Origin of the sequence: Occultella gossypii (genome assembly GCF_019947135.1) — a bacterium.
Taxonomy (GTDB): Bacteria; Actinomycetota; Actinomycetes; order Actinomycetales; family Beutenbergiaceae; genus Occultella; species Occultella gossypii.
Genome location: NZ_JAGSHT010000013.1, coordinates 1 through 24,034, shown reverse-complemented (window position 1 = coordinate 24,034; position 24,034 = coordinate 1). Strand labels below are relative to the sequence as shown.

At 71.7% G+C, this 24,034-nt stretch carries 21 protein-coding genes and 1 tRNA gene; 12 read left to right on the top strand and 10 right to left on the bottom strand.

The genetic code is table 11. From position 1 onward, the window contains the following. Positions 1–17: 17 nt before the first annotated feature. From KCQ71_RS13460 to KCQ71_RS13450, 3 genes are all read right to left on the bottom strand, one after another. Positions 18–1,142 carry an ABC transporter ATP-binding protein gene (locus tag KCQ71_RS13460; protein ID WP_223406699.1) on the bottom strand — a complete coding sequence of 375 codons (1,125 nt, stop codon included), beginning with the start codon at positions 1,140–1,142 and terminating at the stop codon, positions 18–20. Between the two features lie 116 nt (positions 1,143–1,258). Next, complete coding sequence (gene otsB / locus KCQ71_RS13455) at positions 1,259–2,107, bottom strand: trehalose-phosphatase (RefSeq protein ID WP_223406697.1); 849 nt, start codon at positions 2,105–2,107, stop codon at positions 1,259–1,261. Positions 2,108–2,185: 78 nt separating this feature from the next. Beyond that, positions 2,186–3,613 carry an alpha,alpha-trehalose-phosphate synthase (UDP-forming) gene (locus tag KCQ71_RS13450; protein ID WP_223406695.1) on the bottom strand — a complete coding sequence of 476 codons (1,428 nt, stop codon included), beginning with the start codon at positions 3,611–3,613 and terminating at the stop codon, positions 2,186–2,188. 131 nt (positions 3,614–3,744) lie between these two features. Between KCQ71_RS13450 and KCQ71_RS13445 the strand changes: the two genes are divergently transcribed. The 6 genes from KCQ71_RS13445 to KCQ71_RS13420 all read left to right on the top strand — a co-directional run bounded on the left by KCQ71_RS13445 (position 3,745) and on the right by KCQ71_RS13420 (position 9,188). Next, positions 3,745–5,889, top strand: a complete 2,145-nt coding sequence (locus tag KCQ71_RS13445; protein WP_223406693.1) for a serine/threonine-protein kinase — start codon at positions 3,745–3,747, stop codon at positions 5,887–5,889. A gap of 94 nt (positions 5,890–5,983) precedes the next feature. Continuing rightward, complete coding sequence (locus tag KCQ71_RS13440; RefSeq protein WP_223406691.1) at positions 5,984–6,457, top strand: hypothetical protein; 474 nt, start codon at positions 5,984–5,986, stop codon at positions 6,455–6,457. Between the two features lie 91 nt (positions 6,458–6,548). After that, positions 6,549–7,337, top strand: a complete 789-nt coding sequence (locus KCQ71_RS13435; protein WP_223406689.1) for a DsbA family protein — start codon at positions 6,549–6,551, stop codon at positions 7,335–7,337. A 4-nt stretch (positions 7,338–7,341) separates the two neighbouring features. Beyond that, a complete protein-coding gene (locus KCQ71_RS13430) occupies positions 7,342–8,145 on the top strand; it encodes a DsbA family protein (RefSeq protein WP_223406687.1) in 804 nt (267 codons plus the stop codon). Positions 8,146–8,214: 69 nt separating this feature from the next. Further along, positions 8,215–8,290 (top strand) — tRNA-Thr (locus KCQ71_RS13425). 100 nt (positions 8,291–8,390) lie between these two features. After that, on the top strand, positions 8,391–9,188 hold the full coding sequence (locus KCQ71_RS13420; RefSeq protein WP_223406685.1) for an excalibur calcium-binding domain-containing protein: 798 nt from the start codon (positions 8,391–8,393) through the stop codon (positions 9,186–9,188). A 73-nt stretch (positions 9,189–9,261) separates the two neighbouring features. On the opposite strand, the gene KCQ71_RS13415 is transcribed toward KCQ71_RS13420, so the two are convergent. After that, a complete protein-coding gene (locus KCQ71_RS13415; RefSeq protein ID WP_223406683.1) occupies positions 9,262–9,927 on the bottom strand; it encodes a TetR/AcrR family transcriptional regulator in 666 nt (221 codons plus the stop codon). A 225-nt stretch (positions 9,928–10,152) separates the two neighbouring features. Between KCQ71_RS13415 and KCQ71_RS13410 the strand changes: the two genes are divergently transcribed. After that, positions 10,153–10,770: an NADPH-dependent F420 reductase gene (locus KCQ71_RS13410; protein WP_223406681.1), complete on the top strand. Its 618-nt coding sequence runs from the start codon at positions 10,153–10,155 to the stop codon at positions 10,768–10,770. 65 nt (positions 10,771–10,835) lie between these two features. On the opposite strand, the gene KCQ71_RS13405 is transcribed toward KCQ71_RS13410, so the two are convergent. After that, complete coding sequence (locus KCQ71_RS13405; protein WP_223406680.1) at positions 10,836–11,864, bottom strand: peptidoglycan DD-metalloendopeptidase family protein; 1,029 nt, start codon at positions 11,862–11,864, stop codon at positions 10,836–10,838. A gap of 81 nt (positions 11,865–11,945) precedes the next feature. On the opposite strand from KCQ71_RS13405, the gene KCQ71_RS13400 reads away from it, so the two are divergent. Continuing rightward, the gene (locus tag KCQ71_RS13400) at positions 11,946–14,000 is read left to right on the top strand and encodes a S9 family peptidase (RefSeq protein WP_223406678.1); all 2,055 of its coding nucleotides are present in this window, start codon (positions 11,946–11,948) and stop codon (positions 13,998–14,000) included. Between the two features lie 50 nt (positions 14,001–14,050). On the opposite strand, the gene KCQ71_RS13395 is transcribed toward KCQ71_RS13400, so the two are convergent. Next, the gene (locus tag KCQ71_RS13395) at positions 14,051–15,967 is read right to left on the bottom strand and encodes an acyl-CoA dehydrogenase family protein (RefSeq protein ID WP_223406676.1); all 1,917 of its coding nucleotides are present in this window, start codon (positions 15,965–15,967) and stop codon (positions 14,051–14,053) included. A gap of 191 nt (positions 15,968–16,158) precedes the next feature. Here KCQ71_RS13395 and KCQ71_RS13390 point away from each other — a divergent pair, with 191 nt between their 5' ends. Beyond that, a complete protein-coding gene (locus KCQ71_RS13390) occupies positions 16,159–16,581 on the top strand; it encodes a pyridoxamine 5'-phosphate oxidase family protein (RefSeq protein WP_223406675.1) in 423 nt (140 codons plus the stop codon). 133 nt (positions 16,582–16,714) lie between these two features. Here the strand turns inward: KCQ71_RS13390 and KCQ71_RS13385 are convergent, their stop codons facing one another. The 3 genes from KCQ71_RS13385 to KCQ71_RS13375 all read right to left on the bottom strand — a co-directional run bounded on the left by KCQ71_RS13385 (position 16,715) and on the right by KCQ71_RS13375 (position 18,644). Next, positions 16,715–16,942 (bottom strand): hypothetical protein, encoded by a 228-nt coding sequence (locus KCQ71_RS13385; protein ID WP_223406673.1) that lies wholly within the window; start codon positions 16,940–16,942, stop codon positions 16,715–16,717. Beyond that, entirely contained in the window at positions 16,939–17,850 is a 912-nt protein-coding gene (locus tag KCQ71_RS13380; RefSeq protein WP_223406671.1) for an SGNH/GDSL hydrolase family protein, read from the bottom strand. Before KCQ71_RS13380 ends, KCQ71_RS13385 begins: the two co-directional genes overlap by 4 nt. Before the next feature lie 95 nt (positions 17,851–17,945). Then, positions 17,946–18,644, bottom strand: a complete 699-nt coding sequence (locus tag KCQ71_RS13375) for a uracil-DNA glycosylase (RefSeq protein WP_223406669.1) — start codon at positions 18,642–18,644, stop codon at positions 17,946–17,948. Between the two features lie 204 nt (positions 18,645–18,848). Here KCQ71_RS13375 and KCQ71_RS13370 point away from each other — a divergent pair, with 204 nt between their 5' ends. Both KCQ71_RS13370 and KCQ71_RS27320 read left to right on the top strand, forming a co-directional pair. Continuing rightward, positions 18,849–19,142: a DUF3263 domain-containing protein gene (locus KCQ71_RS13370; RefSeq protein ID WP_223406667.1), complete on the top strand. Its 294-nt coding sequence runs from the start codon at positions 18,849–18,851 to the stop codon at positions 19,140–19,142. A 27-nt stretch (positions 19,143–19,169) separates the two neighbouring features. After that, positions 19,170–19,784, top strand: coding sequence for a LytR C-terminal domain-containing protein (locus KCQ71_RS27320; RefSeq protein WP_223406665.1), 615 nt, complete (start codon positions 19,170–19,172; stop codon positions 19,782–19,784). Positions 19,785–19,835: 51 nt separating this feature from the next. Here KCQ71_RS27320 and KCQ71_RS13360 read toward each other — a convergent pair whose 3' ends face one another. Further along, a complete protein-coding gene (locus tag KCQ71_RS13360; RefSeq protein ID WP_223406663.1) occupies positions 19,836–21,164 on the bottom strand; it encodes a glycoside hydrolase family 15 protein in 1,329 nt (442 codons plus the stop codon). 513 nt (positions 21,165–21,677) lie between these two features. Here KCQ71_RS13360 and KCQ71_RS13355 point away from each other — a divergent pair. Next, a partial coding sequence (locus KCQ71_RS13355; protein WP_223406661.1) for a choice-of-anchor G family protein occupies positions 21,678–24,034 on the top strand: 2,357 nt, incomplete at its 3' end.

The following is a 24,034-nucleotide window of genomic DNA, read 5'->3' as shown; positions in this document are numbered from 1 at the left end:
CGTGTGGTGCGCGTGGATCAGGCCGGCAGGCGCTCACCCGTGGCGGAGGAGAAGACGTGCGCCTCGCCCGGGCGGACCTTGACCCAGATCTTGTCGCCCTTCATCGGGGGGCGGCGCGGGTCGACGCGCGCGATCAGCTGGGCCTCGCCGGCGCCGGAGGTGACGTGTTCGGCAACCTCACGGGCGGAGAGCTGGCCGTAGACGAACGCGTCCGAACCGAGTTCCTCGACGAGGTTCACGTTGATGCCGAATGCACCCTCTTCGCCCTCGGACGAGACGTCCAGGGACTCCGGACGGAAGCCGAGCGTGATCTCGCCCTTGTCCGCCTCGGTGATCGCGTCGATCGTGGTGCGGGTCAGCGGGATGTGCGTGTCGCCCAGGTTCGCCTTGCCGTCGGCGACCGAGAACGTACCAAGGTTCATGGCGGGGGAGCCGATGAAGCCGGCCACGAACACGTTCGCCGGGGTGTCGTACATCTCCCGCGGCGTGCCGACCTGCTGGAGCAGACCGTCCTTGAGGACCGCGATGCGGTCACCCATGGTCAGCGCCTCGGTCTGGTCGTGGGTGACGTACACGGTGGTGACCCCGAGACGACGCTGCAGCGACGCGATCTGCGTACGCGTCTGGACGCGGAGCTTGGCGTCCAGGTTGGACAGCGGCTCGTCCATGAGGAACACCTGGGGCTGACGCACGATGGCGCGGCCCATGGCGACACGCTGACGCTGACCACCGGAGAGCGCCTTCGGCTTCCGGTCGAGGTACTCGGTCAGGTCGAGGATCTTCGCGGCCTCTTCGACGCGCTCGCGGATCTGCGCCTTCGGGGTGCCGGCGATCTTCAGGGCGAAGCCCATGTTGTCCGCCACGGACATGTGCGGGTACAGCGCGTAGTTCTGGAACACCATCGCGATGTCGCGGTCCTTGGGCTGGACGTCGGTGACGTCGCGGTCGCCGATCAGGATGCGGCCGGAGTTCACGTCCTCGAGGCCTGCGAGCATCCGCAGCGAGGTGGACTTACCGCAGCCCGACGGGCCGACGAACACCATGAACTCGCCGTCCCCGACCTCGAGACTGAGCGAGTCCACCGCGGGACGCTCCTGACCCGGGTACACCCGGGTTGCTTGGTCGAAAGTGACCGATGCCATGTTGGTCTTTCCCTTCACCGGCAGGTACGTGCCGGACGATCCGTTGTGAAAGGTGTCAGAGTGTCTCCGCTGACACGGCTCGCAATGGCTGCGGGCCAAGATGATTGTGCCACACCTCACGGTGTGATCTGCGTCGCCCTCCGGTCCGCGAGATGGGTCAGCATCCGGGCCACCGCCCGCTCGTCCGGGACGCGGTGGCCGGCGACCGTCGGGGCGTCGCCCACCTTCACGCCGACGTCGCCGTCTCGCAGGGTCGCGAGTGCCGTCTCATCGGTCACGTCGTCGCCGGCGTACAGCACCCGGGGCCCGACGGCGGAGGTCGCCTCCCCGGGTTCGCTCACCTCCCGCGGTGCTGCCGGAGGGCCGCCGAGCAGCCGCGCCCGCAGGCGCTCGAGGGCCTGGCCCTTGGTCACCTCGAGGACCGCCAGTTCGGCGACCTGGTTGCCGCGGATCGGGTGCACCCCCGGCCACCCGCCGGGCCCCGCCATCGCCGCGTCCAGTGCCTCGTCCGCTGCCTCTGCGCTGAGCCCGCGGGTGTGCAGGGCCGCCGCGGCCGGCTTGTTCTCGACCCACGCACCCGGGTACGCCGCGGCCAGCTCGGCCAGCGCGTCGGCGACGGCGGAGCGCAGCTCGGCCTGCGCCGTCGTGAGTTCGAAGGGGTCCAGGTGCAGGGTGCCGTCGGCGCGGACCTCGCCGGTCTGCCCACCGTGGCTGCCGACCAGCCAGGTGCCGGCGGACGGCGTGGCGAGGGTGAGCAGGTCCGCGGCCGGTCGGCCGGAGACCAGGGCGAGCTGCACGCCCGGATCGGCGCCGAGCCGGGCCAGGGCGGCGGACGACTCCGGCAGCGGGCGGGAGTTCGCCGGGTCCTGCTCGAACGGGGCGAGGCAGCCGTCGAAGTCGAGGGCGATCAGGATCGGCGACGACGCGGCGAAGTCGTCGAGCGCCGCCGTCAGGGTGTCATGCATGCAGTACTCCTCGAGGGCTCGTGAGCGCGAGGCGGCGCGTGTGACCGCCGTCGCGCGAGGGGTCGGACGGGTGCGGGCTCAGACGTGCGAGGTCCGCTGCGGCACCGCCTCCAGCACGGACAGGAACGAGTTCGCCCAGTGCGCGACGTCATGCTCGAGGACCCGTTTGCGCAGCGCCCGCATCCGGCGGCGCCCCTCCCGGGGATCCATGGTCGCGGCCCTCATGATCACGGACTTCATGCCCTCGATGTCGTGGGGGTTGACCAGCAGGGCCTGGCTCATCTCGTCCGCGGCACCGGCGAACTCGCTGAGCACGAGGACTCCGCCGAGGTCGCTGCGGGCGGCCACGTACTCCTTGGCGACCAGGTTCATGCCGTCCCGCAGCGCGGTCACCAGCAGCACGTCCGCCGCCCGGTACAGGGCAGCCATCTCATCCTGCGGGTAGGAGTGGTGCATGTAGTAGATGGCCGAGCGCCCGAGCGAGCCGTGCTCGCCGTTGAGGTTCCCGACCATCAGCTCGACCTCGTGGCGCAGCGTCTTGTACTGCTCCACCTGCTCCCGGCTCGGGCTGGCCACCTGCACCAGCGCGGCCGCGGGCACGGTGAGCTTCTTCTCGGCCACCAGCTCGCCGAACGCCTTGATCCGGTGCCGGATGCCCTTCGTGTAGTCGAGCCGGTCGACGCCGAGCAGCAGCACGTCCGGGTCACCCAGCTCGGAGCGGATCGCCGCGGCCCGCTTCTCCACGGCCTCGGTCCGGGCGAGTTCGTCCAGCTGCGCCGAGTCGATGGAGATCGGGAACGTCGCAGCCCGCACGTGCCGCTCCGGGCGGGTCCAGTGCTTGCCGATGGTGATGACCTGGCCGCGGGTGCCGTAGGACGTGAACCGACGCACGGCGCGCAGGAAGTTGGCCGCGTCCCCGGTGCGCTGGAAGCCGACCAGGTCCGCCCCGAGCAGACCCTCGATGACCTGCTTGCGCCAGGGCAGCTGGCCGAACAGCTCCACCGGTGGGAACGGGATGTGGTTGAAGAACCCGATCCGCACGTCGGGGCGGAGCCGACGCAGCATCTGCGGTACGAGCTGCAGCTGATAGTCGTGCACCCAGACGGTGGCGTGCTCGGCAGCGTTCACCGCGGCCGCCTCCGCGAACCGGCGGTTCACCTCGAGGTAGGCGTTCCACCAGACCCGGTGGTACTCCGGGTCGACGATCACGTCATGGTAGAGCGGCCACAGGGTCGCGTTGGAGAAGCCTTCGTAGTAGGTGGCGATCTCCTTGGCGGACAGCGGCACCGGTGCCAGCCACATGTCGTCGGCGTCGAACGGCTCGATCGCGGTATCCGCTGCGCCGGACCAGCCGACCCAGGCGCCGCCCTTGGCCCTCATGATGGGTGCCAGCGCCGTGACGAGGCCGCCGGGGGAGCGGGTCCAGGTACGTTCGCCGTCGACATCGATCTGGATGTCCACAGGCAGGCGGTTGGCGACAACAACGAAATCGTGGGTGCCGGACATATCCCTCAGCTCTTCAGTGGTGTGGCCCCAGGCTATCGGGGTGCCGCCCGATCTGCCCGGGGGGTCGGCCATGCGTGGGCCGCGCGGCGGGCCGCCCCCGGCCGCCCTGGATGGTGGCGTAGGTTGCCGATATGGACGAGCGCCCGGCCTCCTCCCCACTGCGTGAGGTGGGTGGATACCGGCTGCTCGCACGACTGGGCGCGGGCGGTATGGGCACCGTGTACAAGGCACTCGACGCCGAGGACCGGCTGGTCGCGGTGAAGCTGCTGCACCCGGTGTTCAGCGCCGACGAGGCCGCCCGGGAGCGGTTGCGCCGGGAGGTGGCCACTCTGCACCGGGTGCGTGGCGAGCACGTCGCCCGGGTGCTGGACGCGGAGGCGGACTCCGACGAGGCGTTCATCGTCACGGAGCTGATCGACGGGCAGTCGCTGGAGGACTCGATCGTCGAGCACGGACCCATGGACGCCGAGGAGCTGGCGGGCCTCGCGAACGGGCTGGCGCAGGCGCTGGAGGAGATCCACGCAGCCGGCGTGGTGCACCGGGACCTCAAGCCGGCCAACGTGATGCTCACCGACGACGGCCCCGTCGTGATCGACTTCGGCATCTCCCAGCTCGCCGACGACACCCGGCTGACCCAGACCGGCATGGTCACCGGCACCCCCGGATACGTCGATCCCGAGGTGATGCGAGGCGCCGACCCGGGGTCCGCGGGGGACTGGTGGGGCTGGTCCGCCGTGCTCGTCTACTCGGCCACCGGCCGGCCACCGTTCGGGCGCGGCCCCGGGGTGCTGATGCGGGTCGAGGCCGGCCGAGCGGACGTCGCGGGCCTGCACCCGCGGGTCGCGCAGGTGCTGCGACGCGCACTGCACCCGGACCCCGACCGGCGGATGGGCACCGACACCGTGCTCCGCGCCCTCACCGATCACGCCGAGGGCCGGGAGGTCACGTCGCTGCTGGCGCCCGGCGACTGGGACGAGGCTGACGCCGGGCTCGACGGTGGCGGCTCAGCCGGGGCCGACGGCGCGGGTTCCGCGGGTGATGACGGTTACGGCGCCGCGGGCTACGACGGTGACGCCTACGACGGCGGAGGTTCCGCTGGGCAGTCGCCTGCGGCACGGGCCGTGGGTGCGGCGGGAGTTCTTGGTGCGGCGGGTGCGCTGGGGGCCGCCGGCGGCGCTGCCGCGGGTGAGCTGCCGCGGTCCTACCCTCCGGCGGGAGGCGTCGCCGGAGCGGGTCAGGGTCCGCCGTCGTACTCGCCGACCGGACCCGGCACCACGGCGCTGGGCGAGGAGCTGCCGACGTACCGGCCGCCGAGTGGGCATCCGCCGTCGTACGCGCCGTCGGCCGGCTCCGGTGCCGAGTCCGACGCAGACGGACCTCGCGGGCCGCGCGATCCGCAGCCGGGCGACCGCCCGGCGACCGCGGTCATGCCGCTCGCACTGCGTGAGCAGTACCCGCCGACGCAGGCGAGCCCGATGCGCGAGGCCCACCCCACCGCGCCATCCATGCCACAGCAGCCGATCCCGCAGCAGCACGTGGCGCAGCAGTACCCGGCGCCACCACCGAGCCAGGTCGCGGGCCCACCAAGCCGGCCCACGCCGTCGGAAACCTCCTGGTACCCGACCACCTCCGGAGAACCGCCCAACGAGCCCGGGCACCCCGGTCAGCCTGGGCAGCCCGGTCAGGGTGAGGCCCCCGGCCAGTGGCCGGCGTGGGCCATCCCCGCCAAGCCACGGCCGGGCGTGACCGGCGCCTGGTGGCTGGCCGCCGTCGGGCTCGGCGTGCTCTGGCCGTCCTGGACACTGCTGGTGTTCCTCGCCGTCTTCCTGCTCGTCGGCACCGTGGGCTCCGCGGCGCGGAGCCTGCGCGGGCGACGGATCCGGCGCGGCCCGGGCAAGTGGGACCTGGTCACGGCCGGCCTCGCCTCCCCGTGGCATCTGGTCCTCTCCACGCTGCTGACCCTGCCGGGCCTGATCGTGGCCGGGCTCGGCGGGGTCATCGTGTGGGGGCTGGCGTCGCCGTCGGTGCCACTGACGTTCGTGGTGCCCGCCGTCGTGGCCGTGGTGACGCTGCTGCTGTGGTGGACCCCGTCCAGCGGGCACGCGCGGGAGGGAGCCCGGTCGGTGCTCGCGGTGTTCGCGCCAGGGGTGCGCGGGGCCTGGGCCTGGGTCGCCATCGCGCTCGGTCTGCTGGCGACGGCCGCGGTTCTCCTGCTCCTCGGTAGCCCCGGCGCGGACTGGGCGCCGTTCGACCAGCCGCCGATCCCGCGCTTCTGACCCGGCCGGACGTCGGGTGTGACCAGACCCCTATACCGGTCCATCAGATGCGCGCCGTATCCTGTGGGGCGTGACCGGTGGCTGGAGCAGACGTGTGCGCGCACTCACGCGCCCGACGTCCCCTGCCCTGCTCGTGGCCACCGTGCTCGCCTGGCCGGCGCTGACTGCCGGCTTCGCCGCGCTGCTGCGCTCGAGTGAGTGTGTGCGCGGCACCGGCCTGATCGGGTTCGTCGCGCAGAACGTGGCGCAGATGCGCGGGGTCGCGGACTGCCCCACCGGGTACCTGGGCTTCGGACCGCACACGGCCACCCTGCTCGGGGTGTTCGCCGCGCTCGCGGCGACCGCCGTGCTCGCGAACCTCGCCGCCGTCGCCGTCGGGCACTGGCTGGCGAAGGCCGCGGCCGCCGTCCGCGACGGCATCTACGCCTTGTTGAGACCACGGCGAGCGACCCTGCCCAAGGTGACCCCCGCCGTCGGGCAGGTGTTCGTCGACTGGCTGGCCAGCGCCGTGGCCGCCGATCGTCCCTCGCGGCAGGTGCTGCGCCGCGGTCCGCCGGTGTGCGCGTAGGCGCGCGGAACCCGCAGCCGACCAGCACGCTCACCCGCACCCGCACCCGCAGCGGCCAGACGCCGCGCACCCAGGACTAAGGACGACTCTCATGGCAGCGAACACCCCCAAGGCTTCCCGCGAGGAACGCCGCGAAGCGGCCCGACTCGAGGCGGCCCGACTGCGCGAGCAGGCGGCCAAGCGCGAGAAGCGCAACCGCGGCATCCTCATCGGCGCCGTCGTACTCGTGATCGCGCTCATCGCGACCGCGGGCTTCTTCATCTACCAGGCCGCAGGGCGGACCCTGCTCTCGGACTTCGAGGGCGAGGTCCCCGCGGGGTCGAACCTGCACGGTGGTATCCCGATCGGCGCCGAGGGCGCCGGCAGCCCGAACGAGGGGGCCGTGGAGGTCGACGTCTACCTCGACTTCCTGTGCCCCTACTGCGGTCAGTTCGAGCAGGTGAACGGCGAGGACGTGGCCACGCTGGCCGCGGATGGCACGGCCACCGTCACCTACCACCCGCTCGCCAACCTGGACAACGCGTCGGCGGGCACCATGTACTCCACGCGAGCCGCGAACGCGTTCGCCACCGTCTCCGATGCCGAGCCGGCGATGGCGCTGCCGTTCGCCGAGGCCCTCTTCGCGAACCAGCCGGCCGAGGGTGGCCCGGGCCTGACCGATGAGGAGATCTCCGCGATCGCCGTCGAGGCGGGCGTGTCCCAGGAGGTCGCGGACTCCCTCGCGGCCGGCACGTACACCGACTGGGTCGGCGTGGCCACCGAGCAGTCGCAGCGCGACGGCGTCAGCGGCACCCCGACGATCCACATCGACGGTCAGGACTGGGACGGCAACTGGACGGAGCCGGGCGCGTTCCTGGCCGCCGTCACCGACGCCGCCTGACGCCATGGCGTCGAGGAGCGGCAAGGACGGGTCGGCAGCCGTCCGTGCCAGTGCACGGGACCGCGCCCGGGCGGAGGCGGAGCGGATCCGCGCCGCGCAGGCGACGAAGGAGCGGCGCACCCGCGCCGTCCTGATCGCAGGCGCGGTCGCCCTCGTCGCGTTGATCGTGGTGGCCGGGATCCTGATCGCCCAGCAGGCGAACAAGTCCTACCTCGAGGACGTCGAGGTGCGGCCGGCGAACTCCGACCTGCACGGCGGGATCAGTGTGGGTGCCGACGGCGCCGCGGGCACCACCAACTCCGGTGCCCCGGTGCTGGATGTCTATCTCGACTTCATGTGCCCGCACTGCGTCGAGTTCGAGACGGCCAACGCCGCCGACCTCACCGAGCTGCGTGAGGCCGGCGACGTGACCGTGGTCTACCACCCGGTGGCCATCGTGGATCCGGGCGCGGCCGGCGCCTCGCAGCGGTCCGCGATCGCCGCCGCGGCGGTCGCGAACTACGCCCCCGAGCAGTACGCGGCGTTCACCGACGCCGTGTTCGCGTTCCAGGAGCAGGAGCTCGTGGCGCTCTCGGACGACCAGCTCGCCGAGATCGCCGCGGACGTGGGCGTGCCGCAGGAGGCCATCGACACGTTCACCGACGGCCAGTACCCGGAATGGGTCGAGGCCGCCACGAACCAGATGGAACGGGACACCGGCAACCGGTCCACCCCGCAGGTCCTGCTCGACGGTGAACCGCCGGACGTGACCTGGACCGAGCCCGGCGTACTCCGCGAGGCGATCGAGGCCGCCCCCGGCGGGGCGTGAGGGAGCCCGAACCCGTTTGGTCAGCCCCTCGCGGACTCTGGCAGACTCGTCCGGAGCCCGTGAGGGCGCGCCACCTTAGCTCAGCTGGTAGAGCACCCGCCTTGTAAGCGGACGGTCGTCGGTTCGAATCCGACAGGTGGCTCCAGGTCGGGCGTCCGGCGCGTCCAGCCGGCGTGCCGCGATCTCGGACGTCACCGGCCGTCATTCGCCCTCCTGGCACCGTCCCCAGGGTGTACATATCTGGCATGACCAGCGTGCCCCCGAACTCTCCGCCGCCGTACCGACCGACACCGCCGCCCCATCGGCGGGCCGTGCCGGGTGACCGATCCGCGCGGTCCGCGTCCACCGGGCCGGGCTACCACGCGGCGCCGCTCGCGCCGGAGCCACCGGAGCAACCCAAGAACCGCACCACGATCGTGCCCGTGGTCGTGGGCGTCGTCGCACTGCTGCTCGGCCTGACCATCGGCGTCGTCGCGCAGACCGCCCCGAAGGACACGGCCGAGTACCAGGCACTCCTCGCGCAGTTGGACGAGGTCCAGAGCCTGGCCGACGACACGTCGGTGGAACTGGATGCACTCGGCACGGAACGCGACGCTCTCGCCACGGAGCTCGAGCAGGTGCGGGCCGAGAATGAGACGATGATCGCCCAGGTCGCGGCCGTCGATGGGCGGGAGGCGGCGGTCCTGGAACGGGAGACCACCCTCGCGACCCAGGAGGCGGACCTGACCGCCCGGGTCACGGCCGCGGACGCCAGGGACGCCGAACTGACCGAGCGGGAGTCGGCGCTCGCCGGTCGCGAGGCTGCCGTCTCCGCGCGGGAGGCCGCGGTACCGACGTCGAGCGGGTCCAGCGGCTCCTCGTCGAGCGGGTCGAGCGGCTCCTCGTCGAGCGGGTCGAGCGGCTCCTCGTCGAGCGGTTCCGCCTCCGCCCCGTACGCCAACTGTTCGGCGGCACGAGCGGCCGGGGCCGCACCGGTCTATGCCGGCGATCCCGGCTACGGCCGCCACCTCGACCGGGACAACGACGGCGTCGGTTGCGAGTGAGTCGACCCGGCGTACCGGGGCGCGGTCCACGACAAGTGCGTTCGGCGCGCCGTGACCTCAACCGAGACGTTCGCTAGTCGGAGGTTCTGCTGGTCGTTCCGCCGTGATCGCTGGGCTGCCCTGGAGCTGGCGAGGGGATGGCGTTGTCGATGAGGACGGCGGCGATGGCGGCGGCGGTGGGGAAGGACCCGCTGTTGAGGACTCGGGTGCGGGCCGAGGCGCCGTCGAGCAGTAGCGCCAGTTGTTCGCCGAGTTGTTCGGGGTTGGTGGCGCCGGCTTCGCGGGCGGTCTCGGTGAGCCGCGCAGCGATCTCGGTCTTGTAGTCGCGTGCGTACTGGGATGCGGGGTGTTGGGGGTCGTGCAGTTCGACGGCCGCCGCGATGTAGGGGCACAGCGGCGTGGACGCGGGCATGTCGAAGACGGCGATGAGTCGTTCCCGGGGTGTGAGGTCGGTGCGGTCGAACACGCCGGGCATGACGTCGGGATCGAAACGGCGCAGGTATTCGGCGACGAGTTCGTCCTTGCTGGCGAAGTGCTGATAGGCCGTGCGCTTGGACACCTGGGCCACCGCACAGAGTTGGTCCATGCCGGTGCGGTTGATGCCCTGATCGCGGAACAACTGCTGTGACGCGCTGAGAATGCGCTCGCGCGCGCCCCTGCCACGGCGCCGGCCCATGGGGCCCTTCTCCAACTCCGTCATACACCCAGTGTAGCCCGTTGGGTACTTATCGGTGTACATAGGTTGTGCTCCGGTCGAGCGTCCGGTACGTTACGCAGACAGCACGGTGTACATAGTGGAGACCGTTCCGAAGGCCCGACCCAGGAGGAGAGGCGCCCTGTTCCTCGCCGCATCTGACCACACACCGCACAACCGGCCCGGTACCTCGCGGCCGGCGCGCAGGGCCCGACCCGGGCACGAACGAGACACGGCAAGACCTCGAGAACAAGGAAGAGAGCGCACCTCATGGGCGACATCACCATCATCGGTACGGGGAACATGGCCCGCGCCATCGGCACGCTGGCAATAGCGGGCGGCAACACCGTCGAGGTCATGGGCCGCGATCAGTCCAAGGCCGATGACCTGGCCAAGGCTCTCGGCGCGGCGGCGGGGGAGTGGGGCGCCGTCCCGGCCGGGGACATCGTCATCACGGCCCTGTTGTACGACGGTGTCGTTCCGGTCGTCGTCGAGTACGCAGACGCCCTCGCCGGCAAGGTCATCGTCGACATCAGCAACCCCTTCAATGCGACGTTCGACGGGCTGGCCCACAGCGAGGAGACCTCGATCGCGCAGGAAGTCGCCAACGTGGCCCCGGCCGGTGCCAGCGTGGTGAAGGCGTTCAACACCATCTTCCGCAACGTCCTGGAAGACGGCCGACCCAACGTCTTCATCGCCGGCGACAGTGCACAGGCGAAGGCGAGCGTGACGGCATTCATCGAGAGCATCGGCCTGCGCCCGTTGGACGTCGGCGGCCTGAAGATGGCGCACTGGCTGGAAGGAATGGGCCTGGTCACGGTGGGACTCGCCGGCAACGGGGTCGGCCACGGGGACTTCGCTCTCGGCATCAACGAGTTTGCCGGCTGAGCCGCCCGACCCGGTCCACGCCGTGGGCGGTCAGCGCGCTGTGCGCCCCGACGATGGTCGGTGGGTCACTGACTCGCTATACCGAGCATCCGGCAGAAGACCGGCCCGGGTTCGCCGTCGACCCGCGCGTTGGCCGGGTAGGCGCCGCCGTGGTTGCGCGTCATGACTTCGAGGACGCGCGCTGCGGTTCTGGCGAGGTAGTCGCCGTCCACGGTGAGGTCGGCACCGGCCCAGTCGTTGAGCGTGGCCTGGAGCGTTCTCGTCCAGGCGTAATGGGCCTGCGTCCCGGCGTCCCAGGAGCCCTTTGCCGGCAACCCACCCTTCGGCCAGAGCTGCGCCCGCTGATAGGCGCTGACGGCGGCCCGGTACAGGTCCCCAGCCACGCCGTCGGGTCGGCCCCGGTAGTAGCCGAGCGGGATCAGGGCGTTCCGCATGACCTTCTCCACCGCGGGGTCGTGGCCCTTCGGTTTCGACTGCCCCTGGGTCGTGGGCGTGATCGGGCCGGTGTCGTGGGTCGCGGAGCTGCCGATCTTCACCCCGCGGGTCGAGAGGAACACGGACGGGTCGGTGAATGCGCCACCGACCAGGATCCCCAGGTGCAGGTGGGTGCCGGCGGCGCCGGAGGGCTTGACGTTGCCGGTGTGGCCCATCACGCCCACCTGCTGCCCGGCCCGCACCCGCTGCGTGGCGCCGACCTTGAACGACGCGAGGTGGCCGTAGTAGGACCGGACCTTGCCGCCGTGGTCGATCAGCACGCCGTTGCCGGAGTGGCCCTTCAGCGCCTTGACCTTGGCCGCGACCACCACGCCGTCGGCGATCGCGAACACCGGGATGCCCTGCTGGGCGGGCTTGGGCGGGGCGTAGTCGTCGCCCGCGTGCAGGATCCCGCCGCGAGGGCCGAAGTTCGAGGTGGCACGCACGCCCGTGGGCAGCGGCGTGACCCACTTCGGCCCGGGTTCGCGCGCACCCGGTGGCGCTGGCGGCGGGACGTACTCCACGCCGTCGTCGAATTCGACGACCTCCTCGGTGACCAGATCGTCGTCGTGCTCGTGGCCGTCATCCTGCCGCGCCGGCACCGGCTGCTCCGCACTCACACTCGACCTCCCCGTCGGTGATGGTGGTGCCATCCATCGTCCCATTCGGATTCGGCACCCGGGCGGGAATAGGCTCGCGAGATGCGTCCCGAACACCTGAGCCTGTACACACGACCCGGCACCCCGACCCTGCACCCCGACGGCACCTGGGCGGTGGTCGCGCTGACCCGCACCGACGTCGAGGACGACTCCTACCGGACCGCGCTGTGGCGCCAGGACCTGCCCTCCGGCGCGCCGCGTCCGTTCACGCACGGCTCGAACGACTCCGAGCCCGTCATCTCCCCGGACGGGCAGTGGCTCGCGTTCGTTCGCGCCGTCGAGGGTGGCAAGCCCCAGCTCGCGGTCATGGCCACCGGCGGCGGCGAACCCCGGCTCCTCACCGACCACCCGACCGGGATCTCCGGCCGGCCCGTGTTCTCCCCGGACTCCAAGCGGATCGCCTACACCGCCCGGGTGCCCGAGGCCGGCCGGTACGGCACCGACGAGAAGGTGGGTCCCGGTGCCGAGCCGCCGCGGCACATCACCACGTTCACCTACCGCAACGACGGCGTCGGCTTCTACGGCGACCGGCCGCAGCACGTGTTCGTGATCGACGTGCCGGCCACGCCGGACCCGACGGCGGACCTTCCGTCCGCGGATTCCGGTTCCGATCCGAAGAACTCCGGCGAGACCGGCACCGACGGCGCCCAGGGCACCACGGTGCCCGGCCGGCTGGCGACGGCGGAGGTCGAGCCGGTGCAGGTCACCTCGGCCGCCCAGGACCACCGGAGCCCGGTGTGGACGCCCGACGGTTCCGGCCTGTTGGTGCTGCGCGGGGTCCACGATGCGCTCGTCCCCGAGCTGGTCCACCACGACGCTGCGGGCACGTCCGCGGAGCGGGTGCTCGACGTCGGCCCCGGCAACGTCGGCGCCGTCCTGTTCGACGACGCCGACGACGGCGCCGTCTGGCTGCTGAGGGCGGACCTCGGTGACGACGACATGGACTTCATCGGCCGCTCTGAAGCCCTCTACCGCGGACGCTGGGACGGGACCGCGATCACCGACCTGGAGGGCCTCACCGACCCGGTCACCGAGAGTCTCGGCGGCACGGTGTTCCTCGCCGTCGACGGCGGGGTGCTGCTCACCCGTGAACGGCGCGGTACCACCGAACTCGTGCGCTGGGCCGACGGCGAGCTGACGCCCGTCTTCGACGGCGCTGCCGAGGTCACCGGTGCCGACACCAGCGACGACGGCGCCCTGATCCTGTTCGCCGCGACCGCCGTCGACAGCGTCGGCGACCTCTGGCTCGTCGAGAGCGAGCGCCCGGCCCGGGTCAGCGACCTGTCCGCCCGGTTGCGCACCGAAGCTGGTGTGCTCGCGCCGGTCGAGCTCGAGACCACGAGCGACGACGGGTACCCCGTGCACGGCTGGGTGGTGACGCCGTCCGGCCCCGGCCCGCACCCGGTGCTGCTGCTCATCCACGGCGGCCCGCACGCCCAGTACACCCCGACGTTCTTCGACGAGGTGCAGGTGTACGCGTCGGCCGGGTACGCCGTCGTGTTCTGCAACCCGCGGGGCTCCTCCGGGTACGGGCAGGAGCACGGCCGGGCGATCACCGGCGGGTTCGGAGACCGGGACACCGCAGACGTGCTCGCGTTCCTGGACGCGGCACTGGCCGCCGATCCCACGCTCGACGCCGACCGCGTGGGTGTGCTCGGTGGGTCCTACGGCGGGTACCTGACGGCGTGGCTGACCACCCGCACGGACCGGTTCGTGGCCGCGATCGTGGAGCGCGGCTTCCTCGACCCGGTGAGTTTCGAGGGGTCCAGCGACATCGGCTGGTTCTTCGGGCGGCGCTACCTCGGCGACGACCCGACGGCGGTCGCCGCGCAGAGCCCGATGGCGCACCTGGACAAGGTCCGCACGCCCACCCTCGTGATCCACTCCGAGCAGGACTGGCGCTGCCCGGTCGAGCAGGGGCAGCGATGGTACGTGGGGCTCAAGCGGCGCGGGGTCGACACCGAGCTCCTGCTGTTCCCGGGGGAGGGTCACGAGCTGAGCCGGTCCGGTCAGCCGAAGCACCGTATCGCCCGGTTCGAGCACATCCTCGCGTGGTGGGCCAAGCACCTGCCGGTGTCTGGCGAGACGGGCCAGTAGGACTGAGCGCTCGAGCCGACCGACCGCCCTGACAGTGGCCCGCCGAGCGCTCAGCGGTACCGGCGGGCCGCCGACTCCCGTGCCGACGGGCCTGGGGTGGCGTCGGCGATCCACGGACCGGTGCCCTCGGACGCATCGATGATGCCGGCCTCGGCCCAGGAGTAGCGGCCCTCGAGCACGTCGGACGCGAGGGTCTCGTCGGCGCCGTCGGTGTTCACCCACAGGGCCCGCAGCAGCCCGGCCACCCGCAGCCTCGACTGGCGGCAGAACGCGTCAGCCAGGGCATGCGGGGAGCCGGGGCCGGACCCGCCGCCGTGCCGTGAGGCGTGCGCACAGACGGACGTCATCGCGAACAACTCCGCTCCGATGTCGACGATCCGGCCGAGGAAGCCCTGCTTGTGCTCGAGGCCGCCCTGCCAACGGGCCATCCCGTAGAACGTCGACCGGGCCAGGCGCCGGGACGTGCGTTCCACGAATCGCAGGTGCCCGGCGAGCGGGCCGAGGTCGGCGTAGGAGGTGGGGGAATCCCCGGGGCCGACGACCAGCCGCGGCAACCAGCCGGCGTAGAAACCGGCCGCGGCGCGGGCGGCGTCGGCCTTGGCCGGCAGATCCGCGTCCGGGTCGATGAGTCGGCCCGCCACGGACAGATGCGCGTCCACGGCCTCCCGGGCGATCAACAGGTGCATGATCTCGCTGGAGCCCTCGAAGATCCGGTTGATCCGCAGGTCCCGCAGCACCTGTTCGGCCGGCACGGCACGCTCGCCGCGGGCGGCCAGGGACGCGGCCGTCTCGTACCCGCGCCCGCCCCGGATCTGCACGAGCCGGTCCGCGACCTGCCAGGCCATCTCGGAGCACCAGAGCTTCGCGAGCGCGGCCTCGATCCGAATGTCGGCGGCGCCGGAGTCGGAGAGCTCGCCGGCGATCTCGACCATCGCCTCCTGGGCGTAGGTGGTCGCGGCCATGAACGCGAGCTGGTGGGCGATGGCGGGGTGCCGGCCGACCGGCCGGCCCCACTGCACCCGCTCGAGCGCCCACTCGCGGGCGATCTTGAGCGACCACTTGCTCGCCGCGACGCACAGCGCCGGGATGGACAGCCGCCCGGTGTTCAGCGTGGTGAGCGCGATCTTCAGACCCTGACCCTCACGGCCGATCACGGCTCCGGCGGGCACCCGCACCTGGTGGAGCCGGGTCAGCCCGTTCTCGAGCCCCTTCAGTCCCATGAACGAGTTCCGGCGCTCGACGGTGATGCCCGGGGCGTCCGCCTCCACCACGAACGCGGTGATCCCGCCCTTGCCGTCGGCGTGCGGGGCGACCCTCGCCATCACCACCAGCAGTTCGGCGAGGACGCCGTTCGTGGTCCAGAGCTTCACGCCGTCGAGCAGGTAGTCGCCCTCGGGGGTACGGGTGGCGGACGTCTGCAGCCGGGCCGGGTCCGACCCGACGTCCGGCTCCGTGAGCAGGAACGCGGAGATCGCACCCTCGGCGCACCGGCGCAGGTACTGCTCCTTCTGCTCGGGGTTGCCGAACTGCTTCACCGGCTCGGGCACCCCGATGGACTGGTGCGCCGAGATCAGTGCGCCGAGGCTCGGGTGCACCGTCCCGAGCAGCATCAGCGCCCGGTTGTAGTGCACCTGGCTGAGCCCGAGCCCGCCGTAGCGGGTCGGGATCTTGATGCCGAACACGCCGAGCTCGATCAGTCCGGCCAGGTCCTCATCGGAGATCCGGTCCTCGGTCTCGATCCGCTGCCCGTCCACCTGCTCACGCAGGTGGGCGCTCAGGTCGGCCAGGAACTGCTCGCCACGGGCCTCGCCTTCGAGATCATCGGGTGGCCGGGGCCAGATCCGGTCCGGGCGGAACTGGCCGAGGTAGAGGTCCTTGGCGAACGAGTCCTTGGTCCACTCGCTCTGCCGGGCCTGCTCGGCCACGGCCCTGGCCTCGCGCTCGGTGACTACCGGTTGGTCCGTCATGATCGCCTCCCTGCGAACACCTGCCCAGCCCTACCAAGCCAGTCTCCCCCGGTTCCACCACATCCGCCGGTTTTCGGCGTTGGCGGCGGAAGTGACAACCGTTTCGGCGCTCACTCGCGCGAATCCCGGCCAGTGGTGTGTCACAGGTCGCGGGTAGCGTCGACGCCTCGACCAACCGAAGGGAGAACGGAATGTCGATGCCGCAGGCCGAACGGCAGGAGTTCCTCGCTCAGCCCCACACCGGAGCGCTCGCCGTCAGCGCCGGTCCGGACCGGGGCCCGCTCGTGGTGCCGGTCTGGTACGGCTACGAGTCCGGCGGCCGGGTGGTGTGGGTGGTGACCCCGGCGGACTCCGTCAAGTCGCGCCTGATCGAGGCCGCCGGCAGGTTCTCGCTGCTCGCCGAGGAGTCCTCGCCACGGGTGCGGTACGTGAGCGTGGAGGGACCGGTCGTCGAGTCCCGGGCGGCGACCGAGGACGAACACCTCGCGATGGCACGCCGCTACCTGGGCGACGGCGCGGCCGCGTACGTCGAGATGGCGGCCGGCTTCGGCGTTCAGCTCCTCGTCCGGATGGAACCGCAGCGCTGGTACTCGGCGGACCTCGGTCCGAGCTGACGACGGCGGGTGCTCCGCCGCGCGGTGACGTCGCGGGTCCGCAGGAGGGTCCCGCGTGGTACCCCGGTGGACGTGGCTCGCGGCGCGCTTGCCTGCCTACGCGTGGGGCAAGCGGGCAGCGGGCGAGGGTGGCTCAGCGGCCCCGGTTGCGTGGGTGGTTGCGCGCGGTGCGTTCGTTGCCGTGTTTGTAGTTGCCGGTCACCCGGGCCATCAGTTCCTGGGGATCGCCGAACTCGACTTCGCGCAGGAACTCGGCGGCCCGACCGCCACGCAGGGTCGTGGCGTGGCGGCCGTGGTGGGTGATCCGTACCTCGGTGCCCACCTCGCGATAGGAGAACCCGTCCGGGCGATTGCCGCTCATCGCGGCACTGTGGTGTCGGTGGGTCCGAGCGGCTCCGGAGGTGGTGGCACCGGCTCTCGGACGGCGTCCGACGGCGTCGCCGCGGAGATCGAGGGCGGCAGCGGCTCGACCCGTGGTCGCTTGGGCACGCGGGCGTCCCCGGAGGAACGGCCGCGCAGGCGGCGGGTCGCCCACGGGTAGACGTCGCGGACGAACCACTCCGCGTCGGACCGGAACCGCTGCCCGGTCGGGACCGGCGCGAGGCGAGCCAACGGATCGGCCCAGGCTGCGTCGTCGGGCGTGAGACCGAGCGCCACCAGCGCCGCCTGCGCGATCCGCTGGTGTCCGTCGGTGGTGAGGTGGATACGGTCCTGCGCCCACATCCGCCAGTCCTGGATGGCCCGCAGTCCCCACACGTCGACCACGTAGGCGTCGTGCCGGCGGGCGATCGACCAGATGTGCGCGTTGAAGGTGGCGACCCGGCCGCGGATGGCGCGCAGCACGCCGGCTTGCCGGGTGTCCGTACCGGTCGCGAGGAGCACGTCCACCCCGGCCCGCCGGATCGTGTGCACGGCGTCCTCCAGGATCGCTGCCATCCGGTCCGGGTCGGAACCGGGCCGGAGCAGGTCGTTGCCCCCGCCGACGAGGGAGATCAGGTCCGGCTCGGCCTCCAGAGCGACCGGGAGCTGCTCGGCGATGATCGGTTCGAGGAGCCGCCCGCGGATCGCCAGATTCGCGTACTCCAGCGGGGCCAGCCCAGCATCGACCCGGCGCGCGGACAGCGAACCGGCGAGCTGGTCGGCCCAACCGCGGACCTGGGCAGGGTCGTCCGGGTCCGGATCCCACAGGCCTTCGGTCATGGAGTCGCCGAGGGCGACGTACCGGGACCAGCGGGCGGGATCGGAGACCGGGTGCAGCACGGGGTTCACCACTCCTTCCTACTCCGGTCACCGCGTCCTGGCTATGAGATTCCACGAGGCTGCGTCGGGGCGGGACGGGCTGCGTCAGGGTTGGACGGGCCGCGTCAGGGCTGGAGGGACCAGTCCACGGGCGGCCCGCCCTGCTCCACGAGCAGGGCGTTGGCGCGGCTGAACGGGCGCGACCCGAAGAACCCGCGGGAGGCGGACAGGGGGCTCGGGTGCGCGCTCGCGACGATCGGCGTCTGTCCGAGCAGCGGGGTCAGCGAGCGGGCGTCGTTGCCCCACAAGATCGCCACCAACGGTGTTCCGCGGGCCACGAGCGCGCGGATCGCAGCGTCCGTGACCGCCTCCCAGCCCTTGCCCCGGTGCGACGCCGGTTCGCCCGGCCGGACCGTCAGGCTCCGGTTCAGCAGCAGGACACCGGCGTCTGCCCACGGGGACAGGTCGCCGTTGGCCGGCGTCGGCAGGCCGAGGTCGGTGCCGAGCTCCCGGTAGATGTTCTGCAGCGACCGCGGCACCGGTCGTACGTCGGGGGCCACGGAGAAGGACAGGCCCATCGCGTGACCCGGGGTCGGGTAAGGGTCCTGCCCGACGATCAGCACCCGGACGTCGGCCAACGGGTTCGTGAACGCGCGCAGCACGTGGTCCCCGGCCGGCAGATAGCCGTGCCCGGCGGCCACCTCGCTCCGCAGGAACTCGCCCATCGCGTGCACCTGCGGCTCCACCTCTGCCAGGGCCGCAGCCCAGCCCGGGTCGATCAGATCCGTGAGTGGGCGGGGGCCGCCCTCCTTGACGCTGTTCACCCGTCTACCCTGGCAGATCGACGGCTGTAAGGGTCGATCCGGTCCCGACGGGCTGACGGCAGCGTCCGCCGATCGGGCCGATCGCGTACCACAGCGGGTCCGGCGCGGCAGGAATGACACGCGTGTCGTTTGCCCCTACTATGAACCACCACGGGTCGCTGCAGGCTGAGCGGTCCACGACTGAACCGGGAACGAGGAGGCACGATGTCGGCAGCGCGGGTGTTGTCCACGCAGACTTCGGACGCAGCAACACTGAGTGAACGCGACGCCGAGATCCTCGCCTTCGAGCGGCAGTGGTGGAAGTACGCCGGGGCGAAGGAGACCGCCATCCGGGAACTCTTCGACATGTCCGCGACGCGGTACTACCAGGTCCTGAACGCCCTGATCGATGACCCCGCGGCGCTCGCGGCGGAGCCGATGTTGGTCAAGCGTCTGCGCCGGATGCGCAGCACCCGCCAGCGCGAGCGCTCGGCACGCCGCCTCGGCAATGAACTCTGAGTCAGTCCGAACCGTTAACCTTCCGGTGTGAGTAACAGGGACTATCCGCATTCCGAGGACGAGTTCGACGCCCTCGGCGCGGATCGGACCCCGCAGGGCGTGCACCGCGCGCAGCAGTCGCGCTGGCGGCAGTTGCTGCCGTTCATCCTGGTGATCATCCTCGCCCCGACGCTCGCGTTCGGGGCCGTGCGCCTGCTCTCCGGCGGGTTCGGTGGTGCGGACGACCCCACCGCCGCGCCGACCACCACGACCGACGCCGGCGAGCCGACCACGACGGACGGCGCCACCGAGGAGCCCCCTGCCACCGAGGAACCCACCGAGGAGCCCACCGAGGAGCCGAGCACGGAACCGGCGGACCTCGACCGGGACCTGTCCGTATACGTCCTCAACGGCGCCGGCATCTCCGGCCTGGCCGGTGAGGCCGCCGAGGTCCTCACCGAGGACGGCTGGACGACCGTCACGCCGGACAACTACTCGCGGCAGCTGCCCACCGCCTCGGCGGTCTTCTACACCAGCGCGGACATGGCCGAGGAGGCTGCGGCCGTCGGTGAACTGCTCAGCGTCACCGACCTCATCGAGGACTCCTCGGCGGCCTCGAACGGCATCGTCGTGGTGCTGCGCGACGACGCCTTCCGGAACTGACGCCCCACCCCACCGAGCCGGACCTGTGGGCGGCGAGTGCCGCCGTCGGGCTCAGGGAGCGTTGCCGTCCAGTTCGGCGACGGTGAGGATCACCACGGCCGCCGACCACATCAGCGGCGCGACGCCGGCGGGTGAGCCGTCCGGCCCGACCTTCTCCGGGATCGCCCCGAGCGGGGTGCGGTGCTCGGTGATCCAGCTCAGCCATCCGTCGGCGCGGTCGGTCTGACCGTTCGCCGCGGCGGACCAGGCGTACAGGCTGGTCTGCGGCGTCCAGGAGATGGAGGTCTCCGGCCAGGATCCGCCCGGTGCCAGGCCGCCGGCGGGCCGGCTCATCTCGTCGATCGAGGACTCCCAGGCCGTGGCCGCCCCGGGTAGGGCTTCGGGCTGGAACGGTGGCAGCACGAACGCGGTCGCCGCGTCCCGTGGGGACCGCCCGGCGTAGCGGCCGTACCCGGTCTGCCCGAAGTTCGCCACGACCGCCTGCTCGAGCCGGTCGGCATCCGAAGCCACAGCCGTGGCGTCGGCGTCGCGGTCCAGCCAGGTGTGCAGACGCGCGGACGCCTTGAGGCCGGCCAGGACCGGGGCCGCGGTGCCGAGGGTGAGGGCGCTCTCGCGGTGCTCCCAGTAGTCCGCCGACGGCGCGGGCAGGGACCGCGGGTTCGCGACCTGGGTCCGCAGATAGCCGGTGGACCGCTCGATCATCGGCGTGAACGTGGCCAGGAACTCGTCGCGCTCGGCGCCTGGACCCAGCACGTCCGCCACGTACGCGAGCGCCCAGAGCACCCAGCCGGTGCCGTCGGTCTGCAGGCCACGGGCATCGGGCGGCCCGGACCCGTCCGGCAGGTAGCGCGCCTCGAAGCTGCCGTCCGGGTGCTGCACGCCGTCCAGGAAGGTGAAGACCTCGACGGCGTCCTCGTGGTGGCCGGTCACGGTGAGCGCGGCCGCCACGAACGACGCGTCGCGCGGCCAGACGTAGCGCCACTTGCTCGAGAACCCGGCGACGGCGGCGCCACCCTCGAGGGTCAGCGTGTGCAGGTCGAGGAGGGCGTCCGTGGCGAGCTCCTCGTGCGGGCCGCCGGCGCCGGGCACGGTTCCCGCGTCGAGCCAGGTCCTCGTCTCGTCGGCCAGGGTCTCGGCGGCTTCACGGTCGGCATCGCTCGCGTCCGGTCCCGGGTCGATCACGCGGGTGCCGGGCAGGTAGTGGACGTCGGAGTCCGGGGGGATCGTCGTCACCGATCCATCGGCCTGGACCCCGATCCCGAGCGTGTAGAGGCCCACCTCGTCCACGCGGCCCTGATCACGAACCGCCGCCGCACCGATCAGCGTCACCACGGCGACTGCGGCAGTGACGACCAGGAGTGCACGACGTGAGCGGCTCACCCTCAGGGAGTCTAGGCGACCTACCACCCGACCGGATCCGTGATGGTTCGTGGCATCCGCCGTCCTTCCGGCTGCGCGCAGCCAGCCGGCGTGCCGCCCTCGCGTCCGAGGCGTGAGATCGCCGGGGATGAAGACGAGATGAAGCCAGGGCGATTCGGGGGTGAGCCGGCGGGCGGTACGCGGGCCAGGATCCGCGGAACGCCACGGGTGAGCTCGCAGCATGCTGATGCGTCGTCGCCTACGGGTTCCGCGGTCGGTGCGTGCCTCGCCTACGTTCCAACTGTCGACAAGATCCCAACCAGGGAACGGATGTCGGCGCCATACCGTCGCGGCGTTCGTGTCCCTCCTCGCGAGGTTCGTGCTCCACGAAGCGCATGAGGGCATCGCCGCCCGGCGGATCATCACGATACTCGGGGGAGTCATATGCACGACGTGAAAGATGAGCCGCGACCTCACGCGCGCTCTCGATGGAAGCGGCCGCTGGCCGCAGTAGCGACTGTGGCCGTCTCGGCCATGACCGCCGGTGCTCTTGGGCTGACCGGGCTCACAGATCCCGCAGCCGCACTACCGACCGACCAGTCGGAGGCAGAGGGACGCATCCTGGGTGGCGGTGGCGTTGTCAACCTTGACGCGGTCGCGGCCCTTGCAGCGGCCTACAGTGCCGATCCGAGCGCGTCCGGCGCGGTGACCAACCCGCTCTCGCTCGAGGTCCTCGCAGCGCTGAACATCGACCTCGGCGACGGGGTACAGCTCTTCGGCCCCAACGGGATCGTGGCGGTCGGTGCGTTGGGTCAGTACGCGAACACTGCGCCCGACACAGTGCCGTTCGCATCGTCCGGTGCGGTCAATGCCGATGGCTCCATCGCCGTCGGCGGGGGCGACCCCGCTCAGAACGCCTATCTCGATCTCGGGCCGCTCCTCGCGCAGGCCGGCTTGGCCGAGCTCCTCACCCAGGCCCGTCTCGAGCTCGGGGCCCTCTCGGCGTCGGCGACCTACGACGCGAGCAGCATTCCGGTGGGCGACTACCAGATCGCCGACGGCAGGTTGATCCTGCAGAGCGACGCACTCGGTGCCCTCTCCGCAGACCTCTCCGGTGCTCTGGGCCAGGTCTCCGACCCGATCAACGGCCTGATCGGGGCCGACGGGACCATTGCGGGCACCCTTGATCCCCTGCTGGTGGACGTCCAGACCCTGGTCAACACGCTCCTGCTGGGTATCGGGACCGTCGGTGACCTGGGCGTGTCCGTGACCGCCGACGTGGACCTGCAGGCCGCCGTGGACTCCGTGCTCGGCGAGCCGATCACGAGCGCCGACAGCGCCGTGACCATCGACTTCAGCACCGGCGAGATCAGCATCGACCTCGCCAAACTGGTGGCCGACTCACAAGGCGGCGACTACGACGGCACCCTGAACGGGCTGCCGCCGAACACCGAAGTGCTCGGCCCGGACGTCATCCAAGCCGCCATGGACGGAGCCATCGGGAGCATCTTCGATCAGCTCCCAGCCCTCCTGGTCGACGCGGTCACGGACGCGATCAACTCCACCGAGCTCGCCATCGCGATCACCGGGGAGGTCACCGGCCTCCCGCCGCTCAACCTGCCCATCGGCAACCTGGCGATCAACCTGACCGGGACGCTGGGCGACTTCGTCGGAGCCGAGGGCTCGACGCCCCCGGTGGTCGACCTGGAAGGCACGAGCATCATCGGCCTTCCGGTCGGCGACCTTCTGGAGCCGATCGCCCAGCTCGTCACCGGTACGCTCCTGCCGGCACTGGTCACCCCGATCAGCGCGGCGATCACCGACGAGGGGACGCTGGACACGATCTTCCGCCCGATCGTCGAGACGGCGAACGTGCTGATCTCACCGATCGCGGAACTGATCACGAACAACCTCGTCTCCGTCATCGCGAACGTTCAGGAAGAGCCGGGCGACTTCACGACCGTCACGGCCGAGGATGCCGGTTCGTTCACGCAGCGGGCCGTGCAGATCACCCTGCTGCCGGCACTGAGCACTCCGCTCGCCGAGGTGTCCATCGCTTCGGCGACGGTCCGCCTGGACGCTGGGGACGACGACAGCAACGCGAACGCGTCAGCGTCGGCGGCTGCTGCGGCGACGGCTGATGATGACAGCAATGCGGCGGCGGAGGCTGCTGCTGAGGCGGCGGCGAATGCGGATGCGACGTCGACGGCTTCGGCCGCGGCTGATGCGGATGCGACGTCGGCTGCTGCGGCTGCTGCGAACGCGGATGCTTCGGCTGATGCGTCGGTGAACGTGGATGCGGATGCCAACGCTGCGGCGGCTGCTGCTGCACAGGCGGCGGCGGATGCCGATGCCAACGATGCGGCGAACGCTGATGCGTCTGCTGCGGCGACGTCCACTGCGGATGCCGATGCGGCTGCTGCGGCTGCGGCGGAGGCGGCGTCCAACGCCGACTCCTCCTCCGACGCCTCGGCGCAGGCCTCGGCCACCGCCGATGCTGACGCCACTGCCGATGCTGATGCCTCGGTCGATGCGAACGCCAACGCGTCGGCGTCGGCGGCTGCTGCGGCGACGGCTGATGATGACAGCAATGCGGCGGCGGAGGCTGCTGCTGAGGCGGCGGCGAATGCGGATGCGACGTCGACGGCTTCGGCCGCGGCTGATGCGGACGCGACGTCGGCTGCTGCGGCTGCTGCGAACGCGGATGCTTCGGCTGATGCGTCGGTGAACGTGGATGCGGATGCCAACGCTGCGGCGGCTGCTGCTGCACAGGCGGCGGCGGATGCCGATGCCAACGATGCGGCGAACGCTGATGCGTCTGCTGCGGCGACGTCCACTGCGGATGCCGATGCGGCTGCTGCGGCTGCGGCGGAGGCGGCGTCCAACGCCGA

Coding starts and splice junctions, on each gene's coding strand:
- KCQ71_RS13420 (WP_223406685.1), top strand. CDS start 8,391: ATGACCAGCGTGCCCCCGAACTCTCCGCCGCCGTACCGACCGACACCG.
- KCQ71_RS13385 (WP_223406673.1), bottom strand. CDS start 16,942: ATGAGCGGCAATCGCCCGGACGGGTTCTCCTATCGCGAGGTGGGCACC.
- KCQ71_RS13400 (WP_223406678.1), top strand. CDS start 11,946: ATGCGTCCCGAACACCTGAGCCTGTACACACGACCCGGCACCCCGACC.
- KCQ71_RS13370 (WP_223406667.1), top strand. CDS start 18,849: ATGTCGGCAGCGCGGGTGTTGTCCACGCAGACTTCGGACGCAGCAACA.
- KCQ71_RS13460 (WP_223406699.1), bottom strand. CDS start 1,142: ATGGCATCGGTCACTTTCGACCAAGCAACCCGGGTGTACCCGGGTCAG.
- KCQ71_RS13395 (WP_223406676.1), bottom strand. CDS start 15,967: ATGACGGACCAACCGGTAGTCACCGAGCGCGAGGCCAGGGCCGTGGCC.
- KCQ71_RS13450 (WP_223406695.1), bottom strand. CDS start 3,613: ATGTCCGGCACCCACGATTTCGTTGTTGTCGCCAACCGCCTGCCTGTG.
- otsB (WP_223406697.1), bottom strand. CDS start 2,107: ATGCATGACACCCTGACGGCGGCGCTCGACGACTTCGCCGCGTCGTCG.
- KCQ71_RS13430 (WP_223406687.1), top strand. CDS start 7,342: ATGGCGTCGAGGAGCGGCAAGGACGGGTCGGCAGCCGTCCGTGCCAGT.
- KCQ71_RS13445 (WP_223406693.1), top strand. CDS start 3,745: ATGGACGAGCGCCCGGCCTCCTCCCCACTGCGTGAGGTGGGTGGATAC.
- KCQ71_RS13390 (WP_223406675.1), top strand. CDS start 16,159: ATGTCGATGCCGCAGGCCGAACGGCAGGAGTTCCTCGCTCAGCCCCAC.
- KCQ71_RS13410 (WP_223406681.1), top strand. CDS start 10,153: ATGGGCGACATCACCATCATCGGTACGGGGAACATGGCCCGCGCCATC.
- KCQ71_RS13415 (WP_223406683.1), bottom strand. CDS start 9,927: ATGTACACCGATAAGTACCCAACGGGCTACACTGGGTGTATGACGGAG.
- KCQ71_RS13435 (WP_223406689.1), top strand. CDS start 6,549: ATGGCAGCGAACACCCCCAAGGCTTCCCGCGAGGAACGCCGCGAAGCG.